Source organism: Flavobacterium sp. LC2016-13 (assembly GCF_009707955.1).
In the GTDB taxonomy this organism is placed as follows: domain Bacteria; phylum Bacteroidota; class Bacteroidia; order Flavobacteriales; family Flavobacteriaceae; genus Flavobacterium.
In genome coordinates this window covers 475917-495703 of record NZ_WMDQ01000001.1, presented here as the reverse complement: position 1 = coordinate 495703, position 19787 = coordinate 475917, and the positions used below count along the sequence as shown (strand labels likewise).

Genomic DNA, 19787 nt, shown 5'->3' with positions numbered 1-19787 from the left:
TACTGATTTGATTTTTTTTGAATCAAATTTAATGAAAATTCTTACTTTTTCTCTCGCAGATTTTGGAGATTGAACAGATTATCTTTTTCTATACTCATAATATATTTTAATTGAATAAATCTGCTTAATCTCCAAAATCTGCGAGAGAATTAAATTAGTCGTATAAAAATGAAGTCAAAGGACTAGAAGCTACAGCATAATTTTGTTGATTACCAATTTTAGCTTCAAAAGCTTTTCGGCCTGCAATGACAGCTTCTCTAAAAGCTTCGGCCATTAATCTTGGATTTCCGGCAACGGCAATTGCAGTATTTACCAAAACGGCATCGGCACCCATTTCCATTGCTTTTGCGGCATCTGATGGAGCACCAATTCCGGCGTCGACAATTACAGGAACATTACTTTGTTCGATGATAATCTCTAAAAAATCAATTGTTTTTAAACCTTTATTACTTCCAATTGGCGAACCTAACGGCATTACGGCAGTAGTTCCTGCACTTTCTAAATGTTTGCATAAAACAGGATCGGCATGAATGTAAGGCAAGACAAAAAAACCAAGTTTAGCCAATTCTTCCGTCGCTTTTAAAGTTTCAATCGGATCTGGCATTAAGTATTTTGGATCGGGATGAATTTCCAGTTTTATCCAATTGGTTTCTAAAGCTTCTCTCGCCAATTGAGCGGCAAAAACAGCTTCTTTTGCGTTACGCGCTCCTGAAGTATTAGGTAATAAATTTATTTTTGGATGCTTTAAGTGTGATAATATAGCATCAGTTTCAGTTTCTAGATCGATACGTTTTAGGGCAACCGTAACCAATTCACTTTCTGAAGCTAAAATGGCACTTTCCATTTCCTGGTTTGAGCCAAATTTTCCTGTTCCTAAAAACAAACGAGATTTGAAGGCTTTATCTCCAATATTAAACAATGACGTTTGCATATAACTTTTCTTTTAGTTGTTTAATTAATTTCTTTTTTTGATCATCATCTGTAAGCATTCCTGAAACAGCAATCCCGTGAATTCCGGTTTCCATTAACGGACTTACATCTTTCAATGTGATTCCCCCAATAGCATAAACCGGAATTTCTATTTTGTTTTTTTTCATTTTTTGAAGAATTTCAAAATAGCCTGATAAACCTAAAATCGGACTTAATTTTTCTTTTGTTGTAGTAAATCTGAAAGGCCCCAAACCAATATAATCGCAGCCATTTTTTACATGATTTTCAATATCTTCAAAGGTATTTGCTGTTCCGCCTATGATTTTAGTATTTCCTAAAATGGCTCGCGCTTCATCAATTTTCATATCTGATAAACCTAAATGAACTCCGTCAGCAACGATTTGCTGTGCGAGAAAAAAATTGTCGTTTACGATAAAATTGGCGAGATATTCTTCGCATAAAAGCTTTACAGCTTCGGCTAGAACAAAAGTATCCTTAATGGTTTGATCTTTAAATCGCATTTGTATCCAACCGCATCCGGCGTCTAGTGCTTTGTGAATATTGTACAATTGTTCTTCGATAGTTTTTCCCTGTGAAATGTATTGCAGTTTATTATACATAATGATATCCGATTAAAGTTGATGTTGAACTCAGGTATTTTTCGATATAAATTTTGGCGTTTTTGCAGGCTTCTTTTATAGTTTGATTAAATGCCAGATTAGAAGCAATTGCTGATGAAAGCACACAGCCTGAACCATGTTTTTCAGAACAATTTTTTTCTGTTGGAAAAAAATCATAAATCTCATTTTTAAGAAATAAGCGATCAGTTCCAATTTCAGTTTTGTTATGTCCGCCTTTTAATAAAATAATGACTGGAATCTTCATTTCTTTATAAAGCATTTTTGAAATAAACCCGGGAAATAAAATTTCGATTTCATGATAATTAGGAGTAATCAAGTCAATTTTTGACAAGATCTTATACAAATAAGAATAATCGTCGATTGTAGTAAATTCAAATTTTGTTGTCGATTTTAAAACAGGATCCCAAACAATTTTAGTTGCAGGAGATAGCGTTTTTATAGTCGAAATAATTTGGTTTAAGTCATTCAAAGAAGAAACAATTCCAATTTTTACCGTACTGATTTTATAACTGTTAAACAGCGTTTCTATAGAACGAATAACAAAATTTAAATCAGTCCATTGAATTTCATGAAATGCATTTTCTGTCTGAATTGTATTGGCTGTTGAAATAGCAAAACCAGTTACTTTATGCTGTTCAAATGTTTTGATATCAGCCAAAATACCAGCGCCTCCAGACGGATCTAAGCCTGCGATTGTGAGTACGAATGGACGATTTTCTGACATAATTTAAATTGTTTTATCGGGTTTTCATTATTCCAAATTGTTCCTAAAAGTGCGACATCATCAAATCCATTTTTCATTGTTTTTTGAATGTTTTTAGCATCAATTCCGCCTAAAGCAATCACTTTTGTTTTGTAATTTGTTCTAGACTTTAATGCTTCAAAAAGATCTGTTTTTGGAGCATAATTTTCCTTTGAAATACTTTTAAAAACCGGACTTAAAAACGCGTAATCAAAATCATTTTCTAACGAATTAAAACTTTCTATAGAATGTGTTGATGTGGAAAATTTATACCTACAAGGTTTTGAAAACCCTGCAGGAAATCCAAAAGACTCTTTTTTTTCTTTTTCAGAAAAATGAATTCTATTAATCCCAAAATCTTCTGCCAGCACATGATGATTGTGTAAAACAATTCGATGTCTAAATTCTAATTTTATTTGATGAATGAAATTCGCCATTTCTAACTCAGAAAAATCAGGTTTTCGAATATGAAACAAAGACAATCCTTCATCAAATAAAGAATGAAGAGTGTTTATTTCATCTACAACAACAAAAGCATTAGAAATTACAATCATATCTTTTCTCTTTCTTCTTGAATCTATTTTCTAAAATTCTAGATATAAATTTCTTTCCCGTGCTCAATAAACTCTTCTGATTTCTCCTGCATTCCTTTTTCCGCGGCAGCGACATCACGAATTTCCTGAGATATTTTCATAGAACAGAATTTTGGTCCGCACATCGAACAGAAATGCGCCACTTTTGCGCCATCAGCGGGAAGTGTTTCGTCGTGAAATTCTCGTGCGGTATCAGGATCAAGTGAAAGGTTGAATTGATCTTCCCAACGGAATTCAAAACGAGCTTTACTTAATGCATTATCACGATATTGTGCTCCCGGATGACCTTTTGCCAAATCTGCAGCATGAGCCGAGATTTTGTAAGTGATCACTCCATCTTTCACATCTTTTTTATTGGGTAAACCAAGATGTTCTTTTGGAGTTACATAACACAACATCGCACAACCGTACCAGCCAATCATAGCAGCACCAATCGCTGATGTAATATGATCGTAACCTGGTGCAATATCTGTAGTTAAAGGGCCTAAAGTATAAAACGGAGCTTCATGACAATGTTCTAATTGTTTATCCATATTCTCTTTAATCATGTGCATTGGTACATGACCCGGGCCTTCAATAAAAACCTGAACATCATGTTTCCAGGCAATTTTGGTTAATTCACCAAGTGTTTCTAATTCCGCAAATTGAGCGGCGTCGTTAGCATCTGCAATCGATCCCGGACGTAAACCATCTCCTAATGAAAAAGCAACATCGTATTGTTTCATGATTTCGCAGATTTCCTCAAAATGAGTATACAAGAAATTTTCTTTATGATGAAATAAACACCATTTTGCCATAATCGAGCCGCCGCGTGAAACGATTCCGGTAACGCGATCAGCAGTCAAATGAATGTATCGTAATAAAACGCCTGCATGAATAGTGAAGTAAGAAACACCCTGTTCTGCCTGTTCGATTAAAGTATCTCTAAAAACTTCCCACGTTAAATCTTCGGCAATTCCTTTTACTTTTTCCAATGCCTGATAAATAGGAACGGTACCAATTGGAACTGGGGAATTTCGAATAATCCATTCTCTGGTTTCGTGAATGTTTTTTCCTGTTGATAAATCCATTATCGTATCAGCTCCCCAACGACAAGCCCAAACGGCTTTTTCAACTTCTTCTTCAATACTAGAAGTCACAGCGCTGTTTCCAATATTTGCATTTATTTTGACGAGGAAATTACGCCCTACAATCATAGGTTCACTTTCAGGATGATTGATGTTGTTTGGGATAATTGCTCTTCCACAGGCAACTTCTGCGCGTACAAATTCAGGTGTTATTTTACTTTTTGGTGTATTGGCTCCAAAACTATGTCCGGAATGTTGACATTGCATTGCTTTGGTTTGCTCGTTTAAAAGTTCAATTCGTTGGTTTTCGCGAATCGCAATATATTCCATTTCAGGCGTAATAATTCCTTGTTTTGCGTAATATAATTGAGTTACGTTAGCTCCTTTTTTAGCTCGTTTTGGCTGATGCAAATATTCAAAACGAAGATGATTTAGGCTTTCGTCTTTCAATCGGCTTTGACCGTAATCGGAACTTATTTCGTTTAGAATTTCAACATCATTTCGATCTAAAATCCAGTTTTCGCGCAGACGTGGCAATCCTTTGCGGATATCGATTTCGATGTTAGGGTCTGTGTATGGACCAGAAGTATCGTAAACTGTTACAGGTGGATTTTTCTCGATTCCACCATTCGAAAGTTTGGTGTCGCTAAGTATAACCTCGCGCATCGCAACTTTTATAGGATGAATTTCGCCATTGACGTATACTTTTTTTGAGTTCGGAAAAGGGGTTCTGGAAATTTGTTCTTCGGTAGTCATAATGTTTTTGTTTCAGGTTTAAAGTTTCAAGTTGATGTAGATTGTGTTTACGTCTGGTTTTTAGTAGAGACACACAGCAGTGCATCTACGTTCTATATGAAATTGGAATTTGTCTTTTTGGAATTTAAATTCTATCCTCCCTGCGTGGCTGAAATAATGAGAATTTCGTCGGTTTCTTGTACGAGGAATTCGTTCCAATTAGTTTTTGGAACAACGGTGTTATTAATGGCAACGGCAATTCCGTTTTGTTTGTGGGGAATTTCGAGATCAAGCAATGATTGAACGCTTAGCGATTCAGCATTGAATTGTTTGATTTGTTGGTTGATTTTTAGTTCCATTCCTTTTAGATTTAGTATATGTTATACCTTAGGAATGGCTACAATTACGCATAAAAATGCGCGCAGAAGTCATCTTACTTTTCCCTACGCTAGTATGAACTAGATCAGGTTCAGAGGGTAAAATCTCAGCCTGCTTTTTAGCAGACACCCCTAAAGTGTGAAGCAAATGTAGTAATTTTTTGTTTGGTTGTTTAAAAAAGTTTCAAGTTTAAGGTTTCAATTGGTTTGTAGAAACTGAAAATGGAGACTTTTTACGGGTTTCTTTTCCAGCAATTTTCGGCGTGATCATTGACCATTCCGGTGGCTTGCATGTGTGCGTAAATTACTGTTGAACCAACAAATTTAAAACCTCTTTTTTTTAAATCTTTACTGATTTCGTCCGAAAGTGGAGTAGTGGCCGGAACATCTTTTGAGGTTTTTGGATTGTTTATTATAGGTTTTCCGTTGGTGAATTTCCAGATATAATCAGAGAAAGTTCCAAATTCTTCCTGAATTTTCATAAAAGCCTGCGCATTAGAAACGGCCGCTTTTATTTTAAGTTTATTACGGATAATTCCGGTGTCTTGAAGTAAGTCTTCAATTTTTTCTTCGGGATAATGAGCTATTTTTTTATAATCGAAATGATCAAAAGCGGCTCTAAAATTCTCTCTTTTGTTTAAAATCGTTATCCAGCTTAATCCTGCCTGAAAAGTTTCTAAAATTAAAAATTCAAATAAAGTAGGATCGTCATAAACCGGAACGCCCCACTCTTCATCATGGTATTTTTTGTATAAATCGCTGGCTGTACACCAACTACATCTAATTGGTTCTTGCGGTGTCATTCTTTTGAATTATTATTTTCTGAATCATGATTGTCACTTTCAAGATATTTTTTAATCAAATGATGTCCGGCATAAATTAAAGGAGTCAATAAAACAGCAACCGAAAGTTTAAAAACATAACCTGTTAATCCTGATGAAATAAAAGTATCAAAATCAATTTTTCCGGGCAGCCAAAATGCAATTCCGAGTACGATAAATGAATCAAATAATTGTGAAATTACCGTTGATCCCGTTGCCCTTAGCCATATTTTTCTTTCTCCCGTCCGTCTTTTAAAAAACCAAAATATCCAAACGTCTATTATCTGAGATGCCATAAAGGCGATTAAACTACCAACAATAATCCACATACTTTGTCCGAAAACAGCATGAAATTGTTCATCATTTACGGGGCTAATTCCTTTTGCAGCAGGAATAACTATGGCCATAAATAATATTAAAAAAGCATAAGCAATTAGACATGCCGTTATTAGAGAAAGTTTTTTAACTCCTTTTTCGCCAAAATATTCATTGATTAAATCGGTAGTAAGAAAAACAATAGGCCAGGGCAAAATTCCAATACTCATTACAAATGGTCCAATCTGAATTAATTTTCCTCCTATTAATTCTGCTACAACAGCATTGGTTATAAAAATTCCGGCTAGAATTACAAAAACAATTTCTCTTTTGGTTTTAAACATAGTGATCTGGTAAATGAAATTCAAATTTAAGCTATTTCTATATAATTCAATAGTCGATTATATTTTTAAAATTCAAGGTTTTTTTATAAGGAGAATCTCAAAGTTAAAGTTCTGTTTGATTAATGATTTTTGGTTACTTTTGAGTATAACCATTTTTATTATCCAAAAAATCAATTAATGAGAATGAAAAAATTAATGTCAATTTTTATCATGAGTACAACTTTTTTTATGGCTAACGCACAAACCAATTCTGATAATCCATTATTAAAAAAATGGACAGGACCTTACGGAGGAGTTCCTGCTTTTAATGAATATAAAGTCCCTGACTTTAAACCGGCAATTGAATTTGCAATTCAGGAAAAGCTAAATGAAATCGATGCTATTGCTAACAATCCAAAAGCACCAACTTTTGATAATACGATAGCGGCTCTGGAGCTTTCCGGTAAAACAATTTCGAGAATCAATTCTGTTTATGGAATTTACAGATCTAATTTAAGTAGTGCCGAATTTAATGTTGTAGATAGAGAAATGTCTCCAAAATTTTCTGAATTCAGAGATAAAATTAATCAAAATAAGAAGCTTTTTACGAGAATTGAAACGCTTTATAACTCTAAAGAAAGTAAAAAACTGACTAGCGAACAACAGCGATTAATTTGGTTGTATTATACTAATTTTGTTCGTGAAGGTGCTAAATTGAATGAAAAAGACAAAGAAAAAGTAACCAAAATTAATCAGGAATTAGCAACGCTTTTTACACGTTTTAGTCAAAACTTATTAGCAGAAGAACACAATCAATTCGTGGCTTTAAAAACAGAAAGTGATTTTGATGGTTTACCAGTCGAAGTAAAAAATGCAGCAATTGCCGAAGCTAAAGAAAGAAAAATTGATGCTTTAGGATGTATTGCAAACACGCGTTCGTCGATTGAGCCATTTTTAACTTTTTCTAATCGTAGGGATTTAAGAGAAAAGGCATTTGATATTTTTGTGAAACGTGGTGATAATGGAAATCAAAACGACAACAATTCAACATTAGTTTCTATTTTACAATTACGTACTGAAAAGGCAAAATTATTAGGTTTTGCTTCTTTTGCAGATTGGAGTTTGTCTAATAAAATGGCAAAAGACCCTAAGAAAACATTAGATCTAATGATGTCAGTTTGGGAACCTGCTGTAGAAAAGGTGCATGAAGATGTTGCTGAAATGCAAAAAATAGTAGATGCAGAAGGTGATAATTTTAAAATTCAACCCTGGGATTATCGTTATTATGCTGAAAAAGTCAGAAAAGCAAAATATGATTTAGATCAAAATGAAGTTAAACCGTATTTGCAATTAGAAAACTTGCGTGAAGGAATGTTTTGGGTTGCAGGTGAATTATTTAACTTAAGTTTTAAACAAATTACAGATGTTCCTGTTTATCATCCAGATGTACGTGTTTGGGAAGTAAGTAACAAGATAACCGGTAAAAAGGTTGGTCTTTGGTATTTTGATCCTTATGCGCGCACAGGCAAGCGTTCTGGTGCATGGATGAATTCGTATCGTGACCAGCAAAAATTAGATGGTGATGTTTTAACGATTGTATCTAATAATTGCAATTTTATAAAAGGAGCAGAAAATGAACCAATTTTAATTTCATGGGAAGATGCAAACACATTGTTTCATGAATTTGGACATGCATTACACGGACTATGCTCGAATGTAACCTATCCGAGTTTGGCAGGAACTGCTGTTGCAAGAGATTATGTTGAGTTTCCTTCGCAATTATTAGAACATTGGCTGGCAACTCCGGAAGTGTTAAATAAGTTTGCTTTGCATTATAAAACAAATCAGCCATTGCCACAATCATTGGTAGACAGAATTGAAAAAGCAGCTAATTTTGGTGAAGGTTTTGCAACTGTAGAAACAATTTCAAGTTCATTAATTGATATGAAACTGCATTTAGCTACAGAAACTATAGATCCTCATAAATTTGAAAAACAAACTTTAGACGCGCTTCATATGCCGTCTGAAATTGTGATGCGTCACAGAATTCCACAATTTGCACATATTTTCTCCAGTGATGGATATGCTGCTGGTTATTACAGTTATTTGTGGGCTGATGTTATTAATGCAGATGCTTATGAGGCTTTTACAGAAGGAAAAGGGCCATATGATAAAGCAGTGGCAAAAAGGCTTTATGATACTGTTTTTAGTATTGGAAATACTATTGATAATGAAAAAGGATATGAAAATTTCAGAGGAAGAGCTCCTAAATCTGATGCTTTAATGCGTGCCAGAAATTTTCCTATTGTCAACAAAAAATAACAGAAAAGTTGAGAGATAAAAAAAGCCCGAATAAATAAATATTCGGGCTTTTTTATATTGAAATAATATATTAACCTAAAGTAACTCTTTTGAAACCTGTGATTTCAACATTGTATCCTTTAACGTAATCACCAACTTTTTTACTGTCATCTTTGATGAAGTTTTGATCTAATAAAGCTTTTTCCTGATCTAAAGTAGTATTGTCAGAGATAAAACGTTGAACTTTTCCTGGGATAATTTTGTCCCAAATTTGCTCTGGTTTACCTTCAGCTTTTAATTCAGCTTTAGCATCTTCTTCAGCTTGTTTTAAAACTTCTTCAGTTAATTGAGAGAAAGAAATATATTTAGGAACATTTTTTAAAGTTTTTCCTAAACGTTTTGCTTCTTCATTATCCTTTTCGATTACAGCAATACGAGCAGCAAGTTCAGATTCAACGAAAGCAGGATCGAAATCTTTGTAAGATAATGTATCAGCTCCCATAGAAGCAACTTGCATAGAAACATCTTTAGTTAAAACGTCAGCGTTAGGAATTGCAGCAGAAATTGCAGTTAATGCAGCAATTTTGTTAACGTGAACATAAGATCCAACGAAAGCACCTTCTAAAATTTCAAAACCACCGATTTCGATTTTTTCTCCGATAACTCCAGTTTGCTCGATCAATTTTTCAGCAACAGTAATTCCGTTGAAATCTGAAGCTAAGAATTCTTCTTTAGAAGAGAAGTTAATAGCTCTTTCTACTAATTCTTTAGCCAAAGTTACGAAAGCCTCATTTTTACCTACGAAATCAGTTTCGCAGTTTAAAGTGATGATAGCTCCTTTAGTATTGTCAGCATTGATAAAAGAAACAGCAGCTCCTTCAGAAGACTCACGGTCAGAACGGTTAGCAGCAACTTTTTGTCCTTTTTCTCTAAGGTTTTGTATAGCTTTATCGAAATCTCCATCAGCTTCAACTAAAGCCTTTTTACAGTCCATCATTCCGGCACCTGTAGTTTGTCTTAATTTATTTACGTCTGCAGCAGTAATTGTTGCCATAATATTTTGAATTTTAATGTTAAAAGTAAAAATTCCATCTTTTAAATCCCAAACTCCAATTTTATTAAATTATCAACATAACGTTTTTAATTTTGTGTTTGGAATTTGGAATTTAAAATTTGGAATTTAAATTTGATTTATTCTTCAGTTGCAGGAGCTTCAACAGCAGGAGCAGCAGCTTCAGTTGCTGGAGCTTCTTCTGTAAAAACTTCAGTTTCTTTTTCAGAACCTCTGTCAGAAAGACCGTCGATTACAGCAGCAGTTACTAAAGATAAAATTTTGTCAATTGATTTAGAAGCATCATCATTTGCAGGAATAACGTAATCAACCTCTCTTGGGTCAGAATTCGTATCAACCATTGCGAAAACTGGAATGTTTAATTTTTGTGCTTCTTTTATTGCGATATGTTCAGCTTTGATATCTACTACGAACAATGCAGCTGGTAGTCTAGACATGTCAGCGATTGAACCTAAGTTTTTCTCTAATTTAGCACGTAGACGATCAACTTGCAAACGCTCTTTTTTAGATAACGTCATGAAAGTACCATCTTTCTTCATTTTATCAATAGAAGACATTTTTTTAACTGCCTTTCTGATAGTTACAAAGTTAGTTAGCATTCCACCAGGCCATCTTTCAGTGATGTAAGGCATGTTTGCAGCTTTTGCTTTTTCAGCAACGATGTCTTTTGCTTGTTTTTTGGTAGCTACGAATAAGATTTTTCTACCTGATGCAGCGATTTTTTTCAAAGCTTCGTTAGCTTCTTCAATTTTAGCTGCAGTTTTATATAGATTGATAATGTGAATACCATTACGCTCCATATAAATGTAAGGGGCCATATTTGGATCCCATTTTCTAGTCATGTGTCCGAAGTGAACACCTGCTTCTAGTAAGTCTTTTACTTCTATTTTGTTTGCCATTTTTGTACTAGTTTACGTTCTGTTGATTAGCAATGTATAAATGGCGGTTTCCCAGGCTTTATACATTTAGATGCTAAACTATATCCTACCTCGATAGGAGAGCAACAACAACTGTGTTTTTTAATTTCAATAAATAATTGATAATGTCTTGTCCCATTTGAACAAGACAGGTAATATTAACGTTTAGAGAATTGGAATCTCTTACGAGCTTTCTTCTGACCGAATTTCTTACGTTCAACCATTCTTGGATCTCTTGTTAATAAACCTTCTGGTTTTAAGATAGCTCTGTTTTCAGCGTTAACTTCACACATTACGCGTGCTAATGCCATTCTTACAGCTTCTGCCTGACCAGTTGAACCACCTCCGTAAACGTTTACTTTTACATCAAAGTTGTTTACATTTTCTGTCATAGACATTGGTTGTAAAACTTTGTATTGTAAAGTTGCAGTTGGAAAGTAAGTTGCGAATTCTTTTTTGTTTACAGTGATTTTTCCTGTTCCTTCAGAAACATATACACGTGCAACAGCGGTTTTTCTTCTACCGATTTTGTGAATAACTCCCATTACTTAAGATCGTTTAGGTTAACAGTTCTAGGTTTTTGAGCTCCGTGAGTATGCTCAGCACCTACAACAACATTTAGATTTCTAAAAAGTTCAGCACCTAATTTATTTTTAGGTAACATTCCTTTTACAGCTTTCTCTACTAATAATGCAGGGTTTTTAGATTGCAATACTTTAGCAGTTAAAGTTCTTTGTCCTCCTGGGTAACCTGTATGACGCATGTAAATTTTGTCATTCATTTTTGTACCTGTAAGGTTAATTTTTTCTGAGTTGATAACAATTACGTTATCTCCACAGTCAACGTGCGGTGTGTAACTTGGTTTGTACTTACCTCTTAAGATCATTGCAACCTTTGAAGCAAGACGACCTAAGTTATGACCTTCAGCGTCTACAACGATCCACTCTTTCGTTACAGTGGCTTTGCTAGCTGAAATTGTCTTGTAGCTTAATGCGTCCATAATATTATTTTAATTAAACATTCCATCCCCAATAAAGGGGATGCAAAAGTACAATTAATTATTTTAAAACCAAATACCTGAAAAGATTATTTTATGTACTGAAAATCAGGGTATCAGTTTTTTATTTAAAACAATAAAAAAAACCACCTTCACAATAACGCGAAGGTGGTTCAATATTTAGGATTGTTTTGTTAAACAATAAATAAATTTGCAATGTCTACAACTTGTTGTGTTGTAAGTGGCTCATCGTAAGCTTCAGATCCTGCAGTAGCTCCAAATAAAGTAGCAGTGTTGTATCCTGCTTGCATCGTAACTCCTTCACCAGCGTAAACAGCTTGTGTGGCAGATGGCATTCCTGCACCTCTTTCTTCATTTGAAATCCAGCCTTTTAATCCGCGTAAGCGTCGTACTTCTGATGCGTGACGTGCTTCTACAGAGTGTATTTGTAATGCAGCTGTTAACAAATCAGGAGTAGAAATTAAATTTGCTGCCTGACCTTTATATGCTCTAACACCAGTATCTTCAAAAGCTTGTGCCAATGCTAAAAACGTTGGGTAATCATTAAAAGGATCAAATGCGCCTCCTACAGTAAAATCGAAAGTTGGTTTAGCAACGAAATTAGCACCTGACGGTCCGCCCAATCCTGCTATTAAGAATTTAACGTGATCTGATTCATGAGCTGCTATTTGTTGGAAAACTTTTAAATCGCGTCCGTTATTTTCTGATGCCGGAATTACGCCATGGTCTAATGCCATAGCATAAAATTCGTTTTCCAGATATTCTAAAGTCAATGCAAACTGCAAAGCTCCAATTGGAGTTGCCGGTGTTGCCGTAATATCTTTTGCTAATGCTTTATTCGCCATAGCAGATAATCCAAAAGGGATTGATGCCAGCGCAAGATTTCTTCCTATGTTTCCAAACTGATTAAAACTATCTCTTCGAGAACCAGTGCTTCTCATTAAGCTATCATCAGTAAAAGTTTCTATAAATTTTAAAATATTCATAATTTCTATGTTTTAGCTAGTTAAGATTAAGGTAAATATTTGGCAGTAAATTTTGTGGTAATAAAACCTCCTGCAATTGGTAAAATTTTAGAAGGATCTTTAGCAGCATCTAATCCGCTTGACATATCTACAATATCATCACCCGCAAAATCACTAGAATTTGGGTTAATTAAACTTCTAATTGCAGAAGCATGACGTGCTTCTACCGAAACAATTTTTCCTGCTAATAATAAATATGCAGGAGTTTTAATTAGCTTTCCGGCTCCATTATAAGCAGCAACTCCGGTATCTTCTAATGCTTTTGCGGTAGCAAGAACTTCGTTACGGCTATTAAAATTTAGTGAACCATAATTAAATGCCAAAGAAGGAAGTAATTGTGAACTTGGATCAGGAAGACCGCCACTCAGGGCAGCTTTAAAAAAATCTCTGTGAATTACTTCATGATGATATAAATCAGTCAGAACCTGACGTTCGATATCATTAAAAGTAGCATTGAAACCTGAAGCATTTACAACTTTCGTATAAAAATCAGCTTCTAGTTGCTCTAAAGCATACGCGTAAGTTAATACGCCAAAATCTCCGGATCCTAAATCGAACACTCCATTTCTTACTCCAGGTAAAGATGTATCCTCCATAACAGGATCGTCATCATCGTTATTGCTGCAACCGGCCACAACTAAACCGGCTGTTACTAATGTCAAACCACCGAGCTTAAGGAAGCTCCTTCTCGTATTCAATGAAGGGTCTACCTCATGAATTTTAACTTCGTTTTTCATAATTTCTAGTTTTTTTAAAAAAAAAGGTTATTAATAGTGATATTATAATTGTAGTCTAAGTATATATAAACGAAATTATCTGGTGTGCGGTTTTTGAATTTTGGCTTTTTTTTAGGATTTTTCAGTAATTTATTATAAATATAAGTATATTCTTTATAATTTTATAATAATAAAAGGAAAATTATTATATAAAAACCTAAAATTCTTTGTTTTATTAAAAAGAAATTAATAAAATTCGATGATTTTCCTGATTTATGAAGGATTTGTAAGGTAAGGTTTGATAATAAAAATTAAATTTAAAATTTTAATCAATCTTATTAAAGGTAAGTAATTTCTTAAAACACGAATACTTTTGTCGAAAAAATTTCTGTAGATTTATTTATGCATTCAATTTTACTAAACTGTTACTGTAGAATAATATAATTAAATAATTTTTTTGTCGAACTATTGTATGTTTTTGTTATAATTTACGTAATTCTACTATATTTGTATCAATTCAATAAAATCATACTAAATGAAAGCTAAAGCAACTTTAAAACAAATCGCAAAAGAACTAAATGTTTCGGTGTCTACAGTTTCTAAAGCACTTAATGATAGTCCGGAAATTAGTGAGCAAACAAAGGTGAAGATTAAGGAGTATGCCAAACTCAAAAATTATAAGCCTAATGTTATTGGTCTGAATTTGAAGAATCGTAAAACCAAAACAATCGGAGTAATTATACCTAATATATTAAACTCCTTTTTTGCAAAGGTTTTTAGTGGTATCGAAAAAGTAGCCGATAAAAAAGGATATAATGTAATTACGTGTATTTCGAATGAATCTTTAGAAAAAGAAATTCATACACTTGAAATGTTGAGTAACGGAACTATCGACGGATTTATTCTTTCGGTTTCAGAAGAGGCTCAGAAATTACAGGAATACAATCACTTTTCTGCTATCATAAACGACGGAACTCCAATTGTAATGTTTGATAGAATTGCTGATGAAGTAGAATGTGATAAAGTTGTGGTTGATGATTTCGATTCTGCTTTAAACTCTACACAGCATTTAATTAATTTAGGATGTAAAAATATAGCCTTAATTTCTTCTGTAGATAATTTAAGTGTTGGAAAGTTAAGAGCTGATGGATATTTGAAAGCTTTAAAAGACAATAATATTCCGGTAAACGAAAAAATTATTCTTCGTACCGATTCTGAAGATGATATGAAAGCTAAAATTGATGCAATTTTTGATCATAAAATTGACGCGATTTTTGCTTTGGATGAAAATGATTCAGTAGCTGCTTTACGAGTGAGTTTGAAAAAAGGATTCAGAGTTCCGGAAGATATATCTATTATAGGATTTGCGGATGGAATTTTGGCTTCGAGACGTTTGTCTCCAAGTTTAACGACAGTAAGCCAGCACGGAATTGAAATTGGAGAAGTTGCTGCCAAAAAATTAATTGAAAGACTTGAAGAAGCAGAAGGCGAAACCTCAGATTATCAAACTATAGTCATCAAAACAAAATTGAAAGAACGAGAATCTACTCGAAAAGTATAAAACGAAAAAAATCCATTCGCCGCGGCGAATGGATTTTTTTTATTCTAAGTTATAAGGAAACTTTGGGTTTTTATATTTTTTGAGTTTTTCAAAAGGAACTAAAAAAGGTTCTTCGCAAGATCTGTCTACTCTGGCAAAAATAGGCGTAAACTCGATGCCTTTTTCGGTAAAATTCCATGAAGGATAATCCCAATATTCGTCATTAGTATAATCGCATGAATCGTCAGCATCTTTAGGTTTTGTAAAATGTTCTACTGAATTGATTACGGCAAGTAATCTTGGAGCAAAATAGCTGTTTCGGTATTTCATAAAATGATCAAAATCACTTTGCTTTTCTGTAGTAACACTTTTATCAAAAGCAATGATATCGTCTATTTCGTAGTTTTTTCCGTTGTTTAAATCAATTAAATAACCGCTGCTTCCAAAATCAGGATGCGCGCCTCCACAATCCCAAGAGTGTAAAATTTGAAAGCCCAATAAGTTTTGATTCAAAAAGTTTATGGTTGAATTTCCTTCTATACCTTTTCCTTCACTATATTCAAAATTAGAAGTACAATTTAGTTGGTCTAAAGTATTTTCAATATGTATTTTTTCTAAAATAGGATTTATAACGGCTTTGTTTTTGTCTGAAAAATTGCTTCCCAATCTAAAAAAATCTGAATCACAATGTTTTTCAGAATACCATACAAATTCTTTATTCTTATAAGATGTCGTTTTATGTTTTTTAAACTCAAGAAATTTACATTTTACAAGATTTAATTTCTCATCGGCATAACGGCCATCTAAATTTGATTTATAATTTGAAAAATCTATTACTTGCAATTGAACAGGAAGTTGTTTTCCGGCTTCATTATACCAGGATCCTTCAAATTTATTTCCCGATTTGTTCAGATAAAATTTCTCAAGAATTGCATCATTTGGTTTAAAAAAGAAGGTAAAACTGTTTTTGTTCATCTTTCCATCTAACTTAATGTCTTTTAATGAATTTTGATAGAAGTAAGTTGCATTTACATTTTCATCAGAATTAAAAATCTCGATTTTCATGTAAATTTTACTTTTTGCCAAAGTTCCTTCCAGATAGTAAGTTCTATCCTGACAAATTGCAATTATGGAATGAAATACAAAAAACAATACAATCAGTTTTTTCATGCTTACTGAATAAATTTGATTAGGTAAATTATGGCAACAATTACAACAATATGATTATAAAATATTTGTGTTTTAAGGGTTAATTATTCCCATCGAAACTGTAAATATCACCATATTCATTATTGCATTTTCTAAAAAACTCTTTTGGTAATCCGTTTTTAAAACTAATTCTGGAAGCAACTTTTTTGTCGCATTCAGAATCTGTATTTCTGAATACCAAAATTCCATTATTTAATTCCGTAGGCAAGTCGCTAGTCATTGTTACAGCATAATTACCTAGATATTGATTGTTGCCATTAAATATTAGGATTCTATTTGTAGCTCTGTGTGAACCCCAAATCCATGCTGAATTCATCAATTTATATGTTTTTCCCTTTTTAGTTTTTATACGTCCTAAATAGGTTAAATGTGTTTCTGTTTTAGCTTTTTCATCACATTTTCCAAAAACGAACTCTTTTCCTATAACATTTTTATGAAGAACTTTTACTCTAATATTTTCGTCATTTATTTGAGAAATTCCAATTTCAGGAATTCCTATCAAAATGAAAATAAAAAATAGTTTAGGAAACAATGTTCTTTTTATTTAAAAATTAAATTAATGTCTTCATTTATAAAATCTAAAATTATTAATGCGCCGCCAACCAATCTGCACCCAAACCTAACTCAACATCTAAAGGAACGCTCATCATAAAAGCATTTTCCATTTCATGTTTAATCATCGGTTGAATTTTTTCTAATTCGTCGTTGTGTACATCAAACACAAGTTCATCATGAACCTGAAGCAACATTTTAGATTTCCAGTTTTCTTCTTTTAGTTTTTTGTGGATGTTGATCATCGCAATTTTAATAACATCGGCAGCACTTCCCTGAATTGGAGCATTAACAGCATTTCTTTCAGCAGCACTTCTAACAACGGCATTTGCAGAGTTAATATCTTTTAAATAACGACGACGACCTAAAATCGTTTGTACATATCCTTTTTCACGGGCAAATTCTACTTGTTCCTGAATGTATGATTTTAATCTCGGATACGTATTATAATATGCTTCAATCAAAGCAGCGCTTTCGCTGCGGGATAATGAAGTTTGGTTACTTAATCCGAATGCAGAAACACCATATATAATTCCGAAGTTAACTGTTTTAGCGTTACTTCTTTGTTCGCGTGAAACTTCTTCTAAAGGCACATTAAAAACTTTTGCAGCGGTTGCTTTGTGAATATCTTCTCCGTCCTGAAAAGCTTTGATCATGTTTTCTTCACCGCTTAAAGCAGCAATGATTCTTAATTCTATCTGAGAGTAATCCGCAGAAATTAAAGTGTGATTTTCATCGCGTGCAACGAAAGCTTTACGAATCTGACGACCTCTTTCTGTACGAATCGGAATATTTTGCAAGTTCGGATTATTAGAACTCAAACGTCCCGTTGCGGCAACCGTTTGCATATAATCAGTATGAACTCGTAGTGTTTTTTTATCGACTTGTTCCGGCAAAGCCAGGATATAAGTGCTTTGTAATTTTACCATTTGGCGCCAATCCAAAATTTCTTTTACAATCGGATTGTCATTTGCCAGATAAGTCAAAACCTCTTCGCCAGTCGCATATTGACCCGTTTTGGTTTTCTTTTGTTTTGCTCCGCCAATTTTCAATTTATCAAATAGAATATCTCCTAATTGTTTCGGAGATGCTAAATTGAATTTCTCTCCGGCAGTTTCATATATTTTTTGCTCCAAAGATTTAATCTCAACATCCATTTCTTTAGACATGGCGCTTAAAAATTCAACATCTAAACGAATTCCTTCTGTTTCCATATCAGCCAAAACACTAACTAACGGAATTTCGATTTCATCAAATAACTTTTTAGTTTCTGTTTTGTCTAATTCAGCAGTAAAAAGTTCTTTTAGCTGAAATGTAATATCCGCATCTTCGGCAGCATATTCTTTAATTTCTTCAAGCGCAACATCGCGCATCGAAATCTGGTTTTTTCCTTTTTTACCAATTAAGGTTTCAATTGATTTTGGAGAATATTTTAAATACGTTTCCGCTAAAATATCCATATTATGACGCATATCAGGATTAATCAAATAATGTGCAATCATGGTATCAAAAAGTTTCCCTTTTACGGTTACACCATAATTAGAAAGGATTTTTAAATCGTATTTTAAATTCTGACCAATTTTCTCGATATTTTCATTTTCGAAAAATGGAATAAATTTATCAATTAAAACCTGAGCTTCTTCCTGACTTTCCGGAAACGGAACGTAATATCCTTTTCCTTTTTCATAAGAGAAAGAAATTCCAACCAATTCCGCATGCAAAGCATCTAAACCTGTAGTTTCAGTATCAAAACAAACAGAAGTTTGTTTTTGTAAATTTTGAAGCAATAATTTAATTCCTAAATCGCCTTCAATCGCCTGGTAGGAGTGAGGCGTATTTTCTAAAGTATCATAAAATGAAGTTCTCTCTTCTGTATTTTCATCTAAAGTTGCACCGCCGCCAAAAAGATCAAATTGATCTTCGTTTTTAGGTTGTGGTTTTTTGTATAATTTGGCTTCATCAGCTTTGTTTGCTAATTCATTTCCACCGCCAACTTTAAACAGATTATCAAATTGTTCCGCCATTCTTCTAAATTCTAATTCCTGAAAAATAGCATCAGTTTTTTCGATATCCGGACGCGAAAGTTCATAGTCGTTTTCGTTGAAAACAACATCGCAATCGCAAATAATAGTCGCCAGTTTTTTAGATAAAATTCCTTTGTCTTTATTTGCTTCGATGTTTTCTTTCATTTTACCTTTTAGTAAATGTGTATTTTCTAAAAGGTTTTCCATCGAACCGTATTCTTTCAGGAATTTTTTGGCTGTAACTTCTCCAACGCCAGGTAATCCGGGAATGTTATCGACAGCATCGCCCATCATTCCAAGGAAATCAATAACCTGTTCCGGTCTTTCGATTTCAAATTTTGCCAAAACTTCGGGAACGCCCCAAATTTCGATACCATTTCCCATACGGGCTGGTTTGTACATAAATATATTTTCAGAAACTAATTGCGCAAAATCCTTATCGGGCGTAACCATAAAGACTTTGTAGTTTTCTTTTTCAGCTTGTTTGGCAATTGTTCCAATTAAATCATCGGCTTCACAACCTTCTATTTCAATAATCGGAATATGCATTGCTCTTAATAAATCCTGAATATAAGGTATGGCAATTTTAATCGCTTCTGGAGTGGCGTCACGATTTGCTTTGTATTCAACAAACATTTCGGTTCTCACATGACTTCCGCCTTTATCAAAAGCAACGGCCAAATGATCCGGTTTTTCACGTTTAATAACATCTAAAAGCGAATTCATGAATCCCATGATCGCCGATGTATCCATTCCTTTTGAGTTAATTCGAGGGTTTTTTATAAAAGCATAATATCCACGAAAAATTAATGCATAGGCATCGAGAAGAAAAAGACGTTTTTGAGTTGACATATAAAAAATATTAGTCT

At 33.6% G+C, this 19787-nt stretch carries 19 protein-coding genes and 1 riboswitch; of the genes, 2 read left to right on the top strand and 17 right to left on the bottom strand.

The annotated features are described in order from the left end of the window. Nucleotides 1–154 precede the first annotated feature (154 nt). From GKZ86_RS02195 to GKZ86_RS02160, 8 genes are all read right to left on the bottom strand, one after another. Nucleotides 155–931 (bottom strand): thiazole synthase, encoded by a 777-nt coding sequence (locus GKZ86_RS02195; protein ID WP_154781481.1) that lies wholly within the window; start codon nucleotides 929–931, stop codon nucleotides 155–157. Continuing rightward, nucleotides 912–1550 carry a thiamine phosphate synthase gene (locus GKZ86_RS02190; protein ID WP_154781480.1) on the bottom strand — a complete coding sequence of 213 codons (639 nt, stop codon included), beginning with the start codon at nucleotides 1548–1550 and terminating at the stop codon, nucleotides 912–914. Before GKZ86_RS02190 ends, GKZ86_RS02195 begins: the two co-directional genes overlap by 20 nt. Continuing rightward, entirely contained in the window at nucleotides 1543–2295 is a 753-nt protein-coding gene (locus GKZ86_RS02185) for a hydroxymethylpyrimidine/phosphomethylpyrimidine kinase (RefSeq protein WP_154781479.1), read from the bottom strand. The genes GKZ86_RS02190 and GKZ86_RS02185 overlap by 8 nt, the downstream gene beginning before the upstream one ends. Further along, nucleotides 2253–2867, bottom strand: a complete 615-nt coding sequence (locus GKZ86_RS02180; RefSeq protein ID WP_154781478.1) for a thiamine phosphate synthase — start codon at nucleotides 2865–2867, stop codon at nucleotides 2253–2255. Before GKZ86_RS02180 ends, GKZ86_RS02185 begins: the two co-directional genes overlap by 43 nt. 38 nt (nucleotides 2868–2905) lie before the next feature. Next, nucleotides 2906–4729: a phosphomethylpyrimidine synthase ThiC gene (thiC, locus tag GKZ86_RS02175; RefSeq protein ID WP_154781477.1), complete on the bottom strand. Its 1824-nt coding sequence runs from the start codon at nucleotides 4727–4729 to the stop codon at nucleotides 2906–2908. Between the two features lie 131 nt (nucleotides 4730–4860). Further along, the gene (gene thiS, locus GKZ86_RS02170; RefSeq protein ID WP_154781476.1) at nucleotides 4861–5067 is read right to left on the bottom strand and encodes a sulfur carrier protein ThiS; all 207 of its coding nucleotides are present in this window, start codon (nucleotides 5065–5067) and stop codon (nucleotides 4861–4863) included. Nucleotides 5068–5131: 64 nt separating this feature from the next. Then, nucleotides 5132–5229: riboswitch (TPP riboswitch) on the bottom strand. 89 nt (nucleotides 5230–5318) lie between these two features. Next, nucleotides 5319–5888, bottom strand: coding sequence for a DNA-3-methyladenine glycosylase I (locus GKZ86_RS02165; protein ID WP_154781475.1), 570 nt, complete (start codon nucleotides 5886–5888; stop codon nucleotides 5319–5321). After that, nucleotides 5885–6565 (bottom strand): queuosine precursor transporter, encoded by a 681-nt coding sequence (locus GKZ86_RS02160; RefSeq protein WP_154781474.1) that lies wholly within the window; start codon nucleotides 6563–6565, stop codon nucleotides 5885–5887. Before GKZ86_RS02160 ends, GKZ86_RS02165 begins: the two co-directional genes overlap by 4 nt. A 183-nt stretch (nucleotides 6566–6748) precedes the next feature. Here GKZ86_RS02160 and GKZ86_RS02155 point away from each other — a divergent pair, with 183 nt between their 5' ends. Continuing rightward, a complete protein-coding gene (locus GKZ86_RS02155; protein WP_154781752.1) occupies nucleotides 6749–8866 on the top strand; it encodes a M3 family metallopeptidase in 2118 nt (705 codons plus the stop codon). A 70-nt stretch (nucleotides 8867–8936) separates the two neighbouring features. Here GKZ86_RS02155 and tsf read toward each other — a convergent pair whose 3' ends face one another. The 6 genes from tsf to GKZ86_RS02125 form a co-directional block, all read right to left on the bottom strand. Continuing rightward, nucleotides 8937–9899, bottom strand: coding sequence for a translation elongation factor Ts (tsf, locus tag GKZ86_RS02150; RefSeq protein ID WP_072954408.1), 963 nt, complete (start codon nucleotides 9897–9899; stop codon nucleotides 8937–8939). A gap of 137 nt (nucleotides 9900–10036) precedes the next feature. Beyond that, on the bottom strand, nucleotides 10037–10816 hold the full coding sequence (gene rpsB / locus GKZ86_RS02145; RefSeq protein WP_154781473.1) for a 30S ribosomal protein S2: 780 nt from the start codon (nucleotides 10814–10816) through the stop codon (nucleotides 10037–10039). Nucleotides 10817–10992: 176 nt separating this feature from the next. Beyond that, nucleotides 10993–11379, bottom strand: a complete 387-nt coding sequence (gene rpsI, locus GKZ86_RS02140) for a 30S ribosomal protein S9 (protein ID WP_007808909.1) — start codon at nucleotides 11377–11379, stop codon at nucleotides 10993–10995. Then, a complete protein-coding gene (gene rplM / locus GKZ86_RS02135) occupies nucleotides 11379–11834 on the bottom strand; it encodes a 50S ribosomal protein L13 (RefSeq protein WP_026983738.1) in 456 nt (151 codons plus the stop codon). Before rplM ends, rpsI begins: the two co-directional genes overlap by 1 nt. 191 nt (nucleotides 11835–12025) lie before the next feature. Continuing rightward, a complete protein-coding gene (locus tag GKZ86_RS02130; RefSeq protein WP_154781472.1) occupies nucleotides 12026–12838 on the bottom strand; it encodes a ferritin-like domain-containing protein in 813 nt (270 codons plus the stop codon). Nucleotides 12839–12864: 26 nt separating this feature from the next. Further along, nucleotides 12865–13614, bottom strand: coding sequence for a ferritin-like domain-containing protein (locus GKZ86_RS02125; protein ID WP_154781471.1), 750 nt, complete (start codon nucleotides 13612–13614; stop codon nucleotides 12865–12867). Nucleotides 13615–14128: 514 nt separating this feature from the next. Between GKZ86_RS02125 and GKZ86_RS02120 the strand changes: the two genes are divergently transcribed. Next, complete coding sequence (locus tag GKZ86_RS02120; protein ID WP_154781470.1) at nucleotides 14129–15154, top strand: LacI family DNA-binding transcriptional regulator; 1026 nt, start codon at nucleotides 14129–14131, stop codon at nucleotides 15152–15154. A gap of 39 nt (nucleotides 15155–15193) precedes the next feature. Here GKZ86_RS02120 and GKZ86_RS02115 read toward each other — a convergent pair whose 3' ends face one another. From GKZ86_RS02115 to polA, 3 genes are all read right to left on the bottom strand, one after another. After that, entirely contained in the window at nucleotides 15194–16303 is a 1110-nt protein-coding gene (locus GKZ86_RS02115) for a hypothetical protein (RefSeq protein ID WP_154781469.1), read from the bottom strand. Between the two features lie 79 nt (nucleotides 16304–16382). Then, nucleotides 16383–16874, bottom strand: coding sequence for a hypothetical protein (locus tag GKZ86_RS02110; RefSeq protein WP_154781468.1), 492 nt, complete (start codon nucleotides 16872–16874; stop codon nucleotides 16383–16385). 55 nt (nucleotides 16875–16929) lie between these two features. Beyond that, complete coding sequence (polA, locus tag GKZ86_RS02105; protein WP_154781467.1) at nucleotides 16930–19770, bottom strand: DNA polymerase I; 2841 nt, start codon at nucleotides 19768–19770, stop codon at nucleotides 16930–16932. Nucleotides 19771–19787 lie beyond the last annotated feature (17 nt).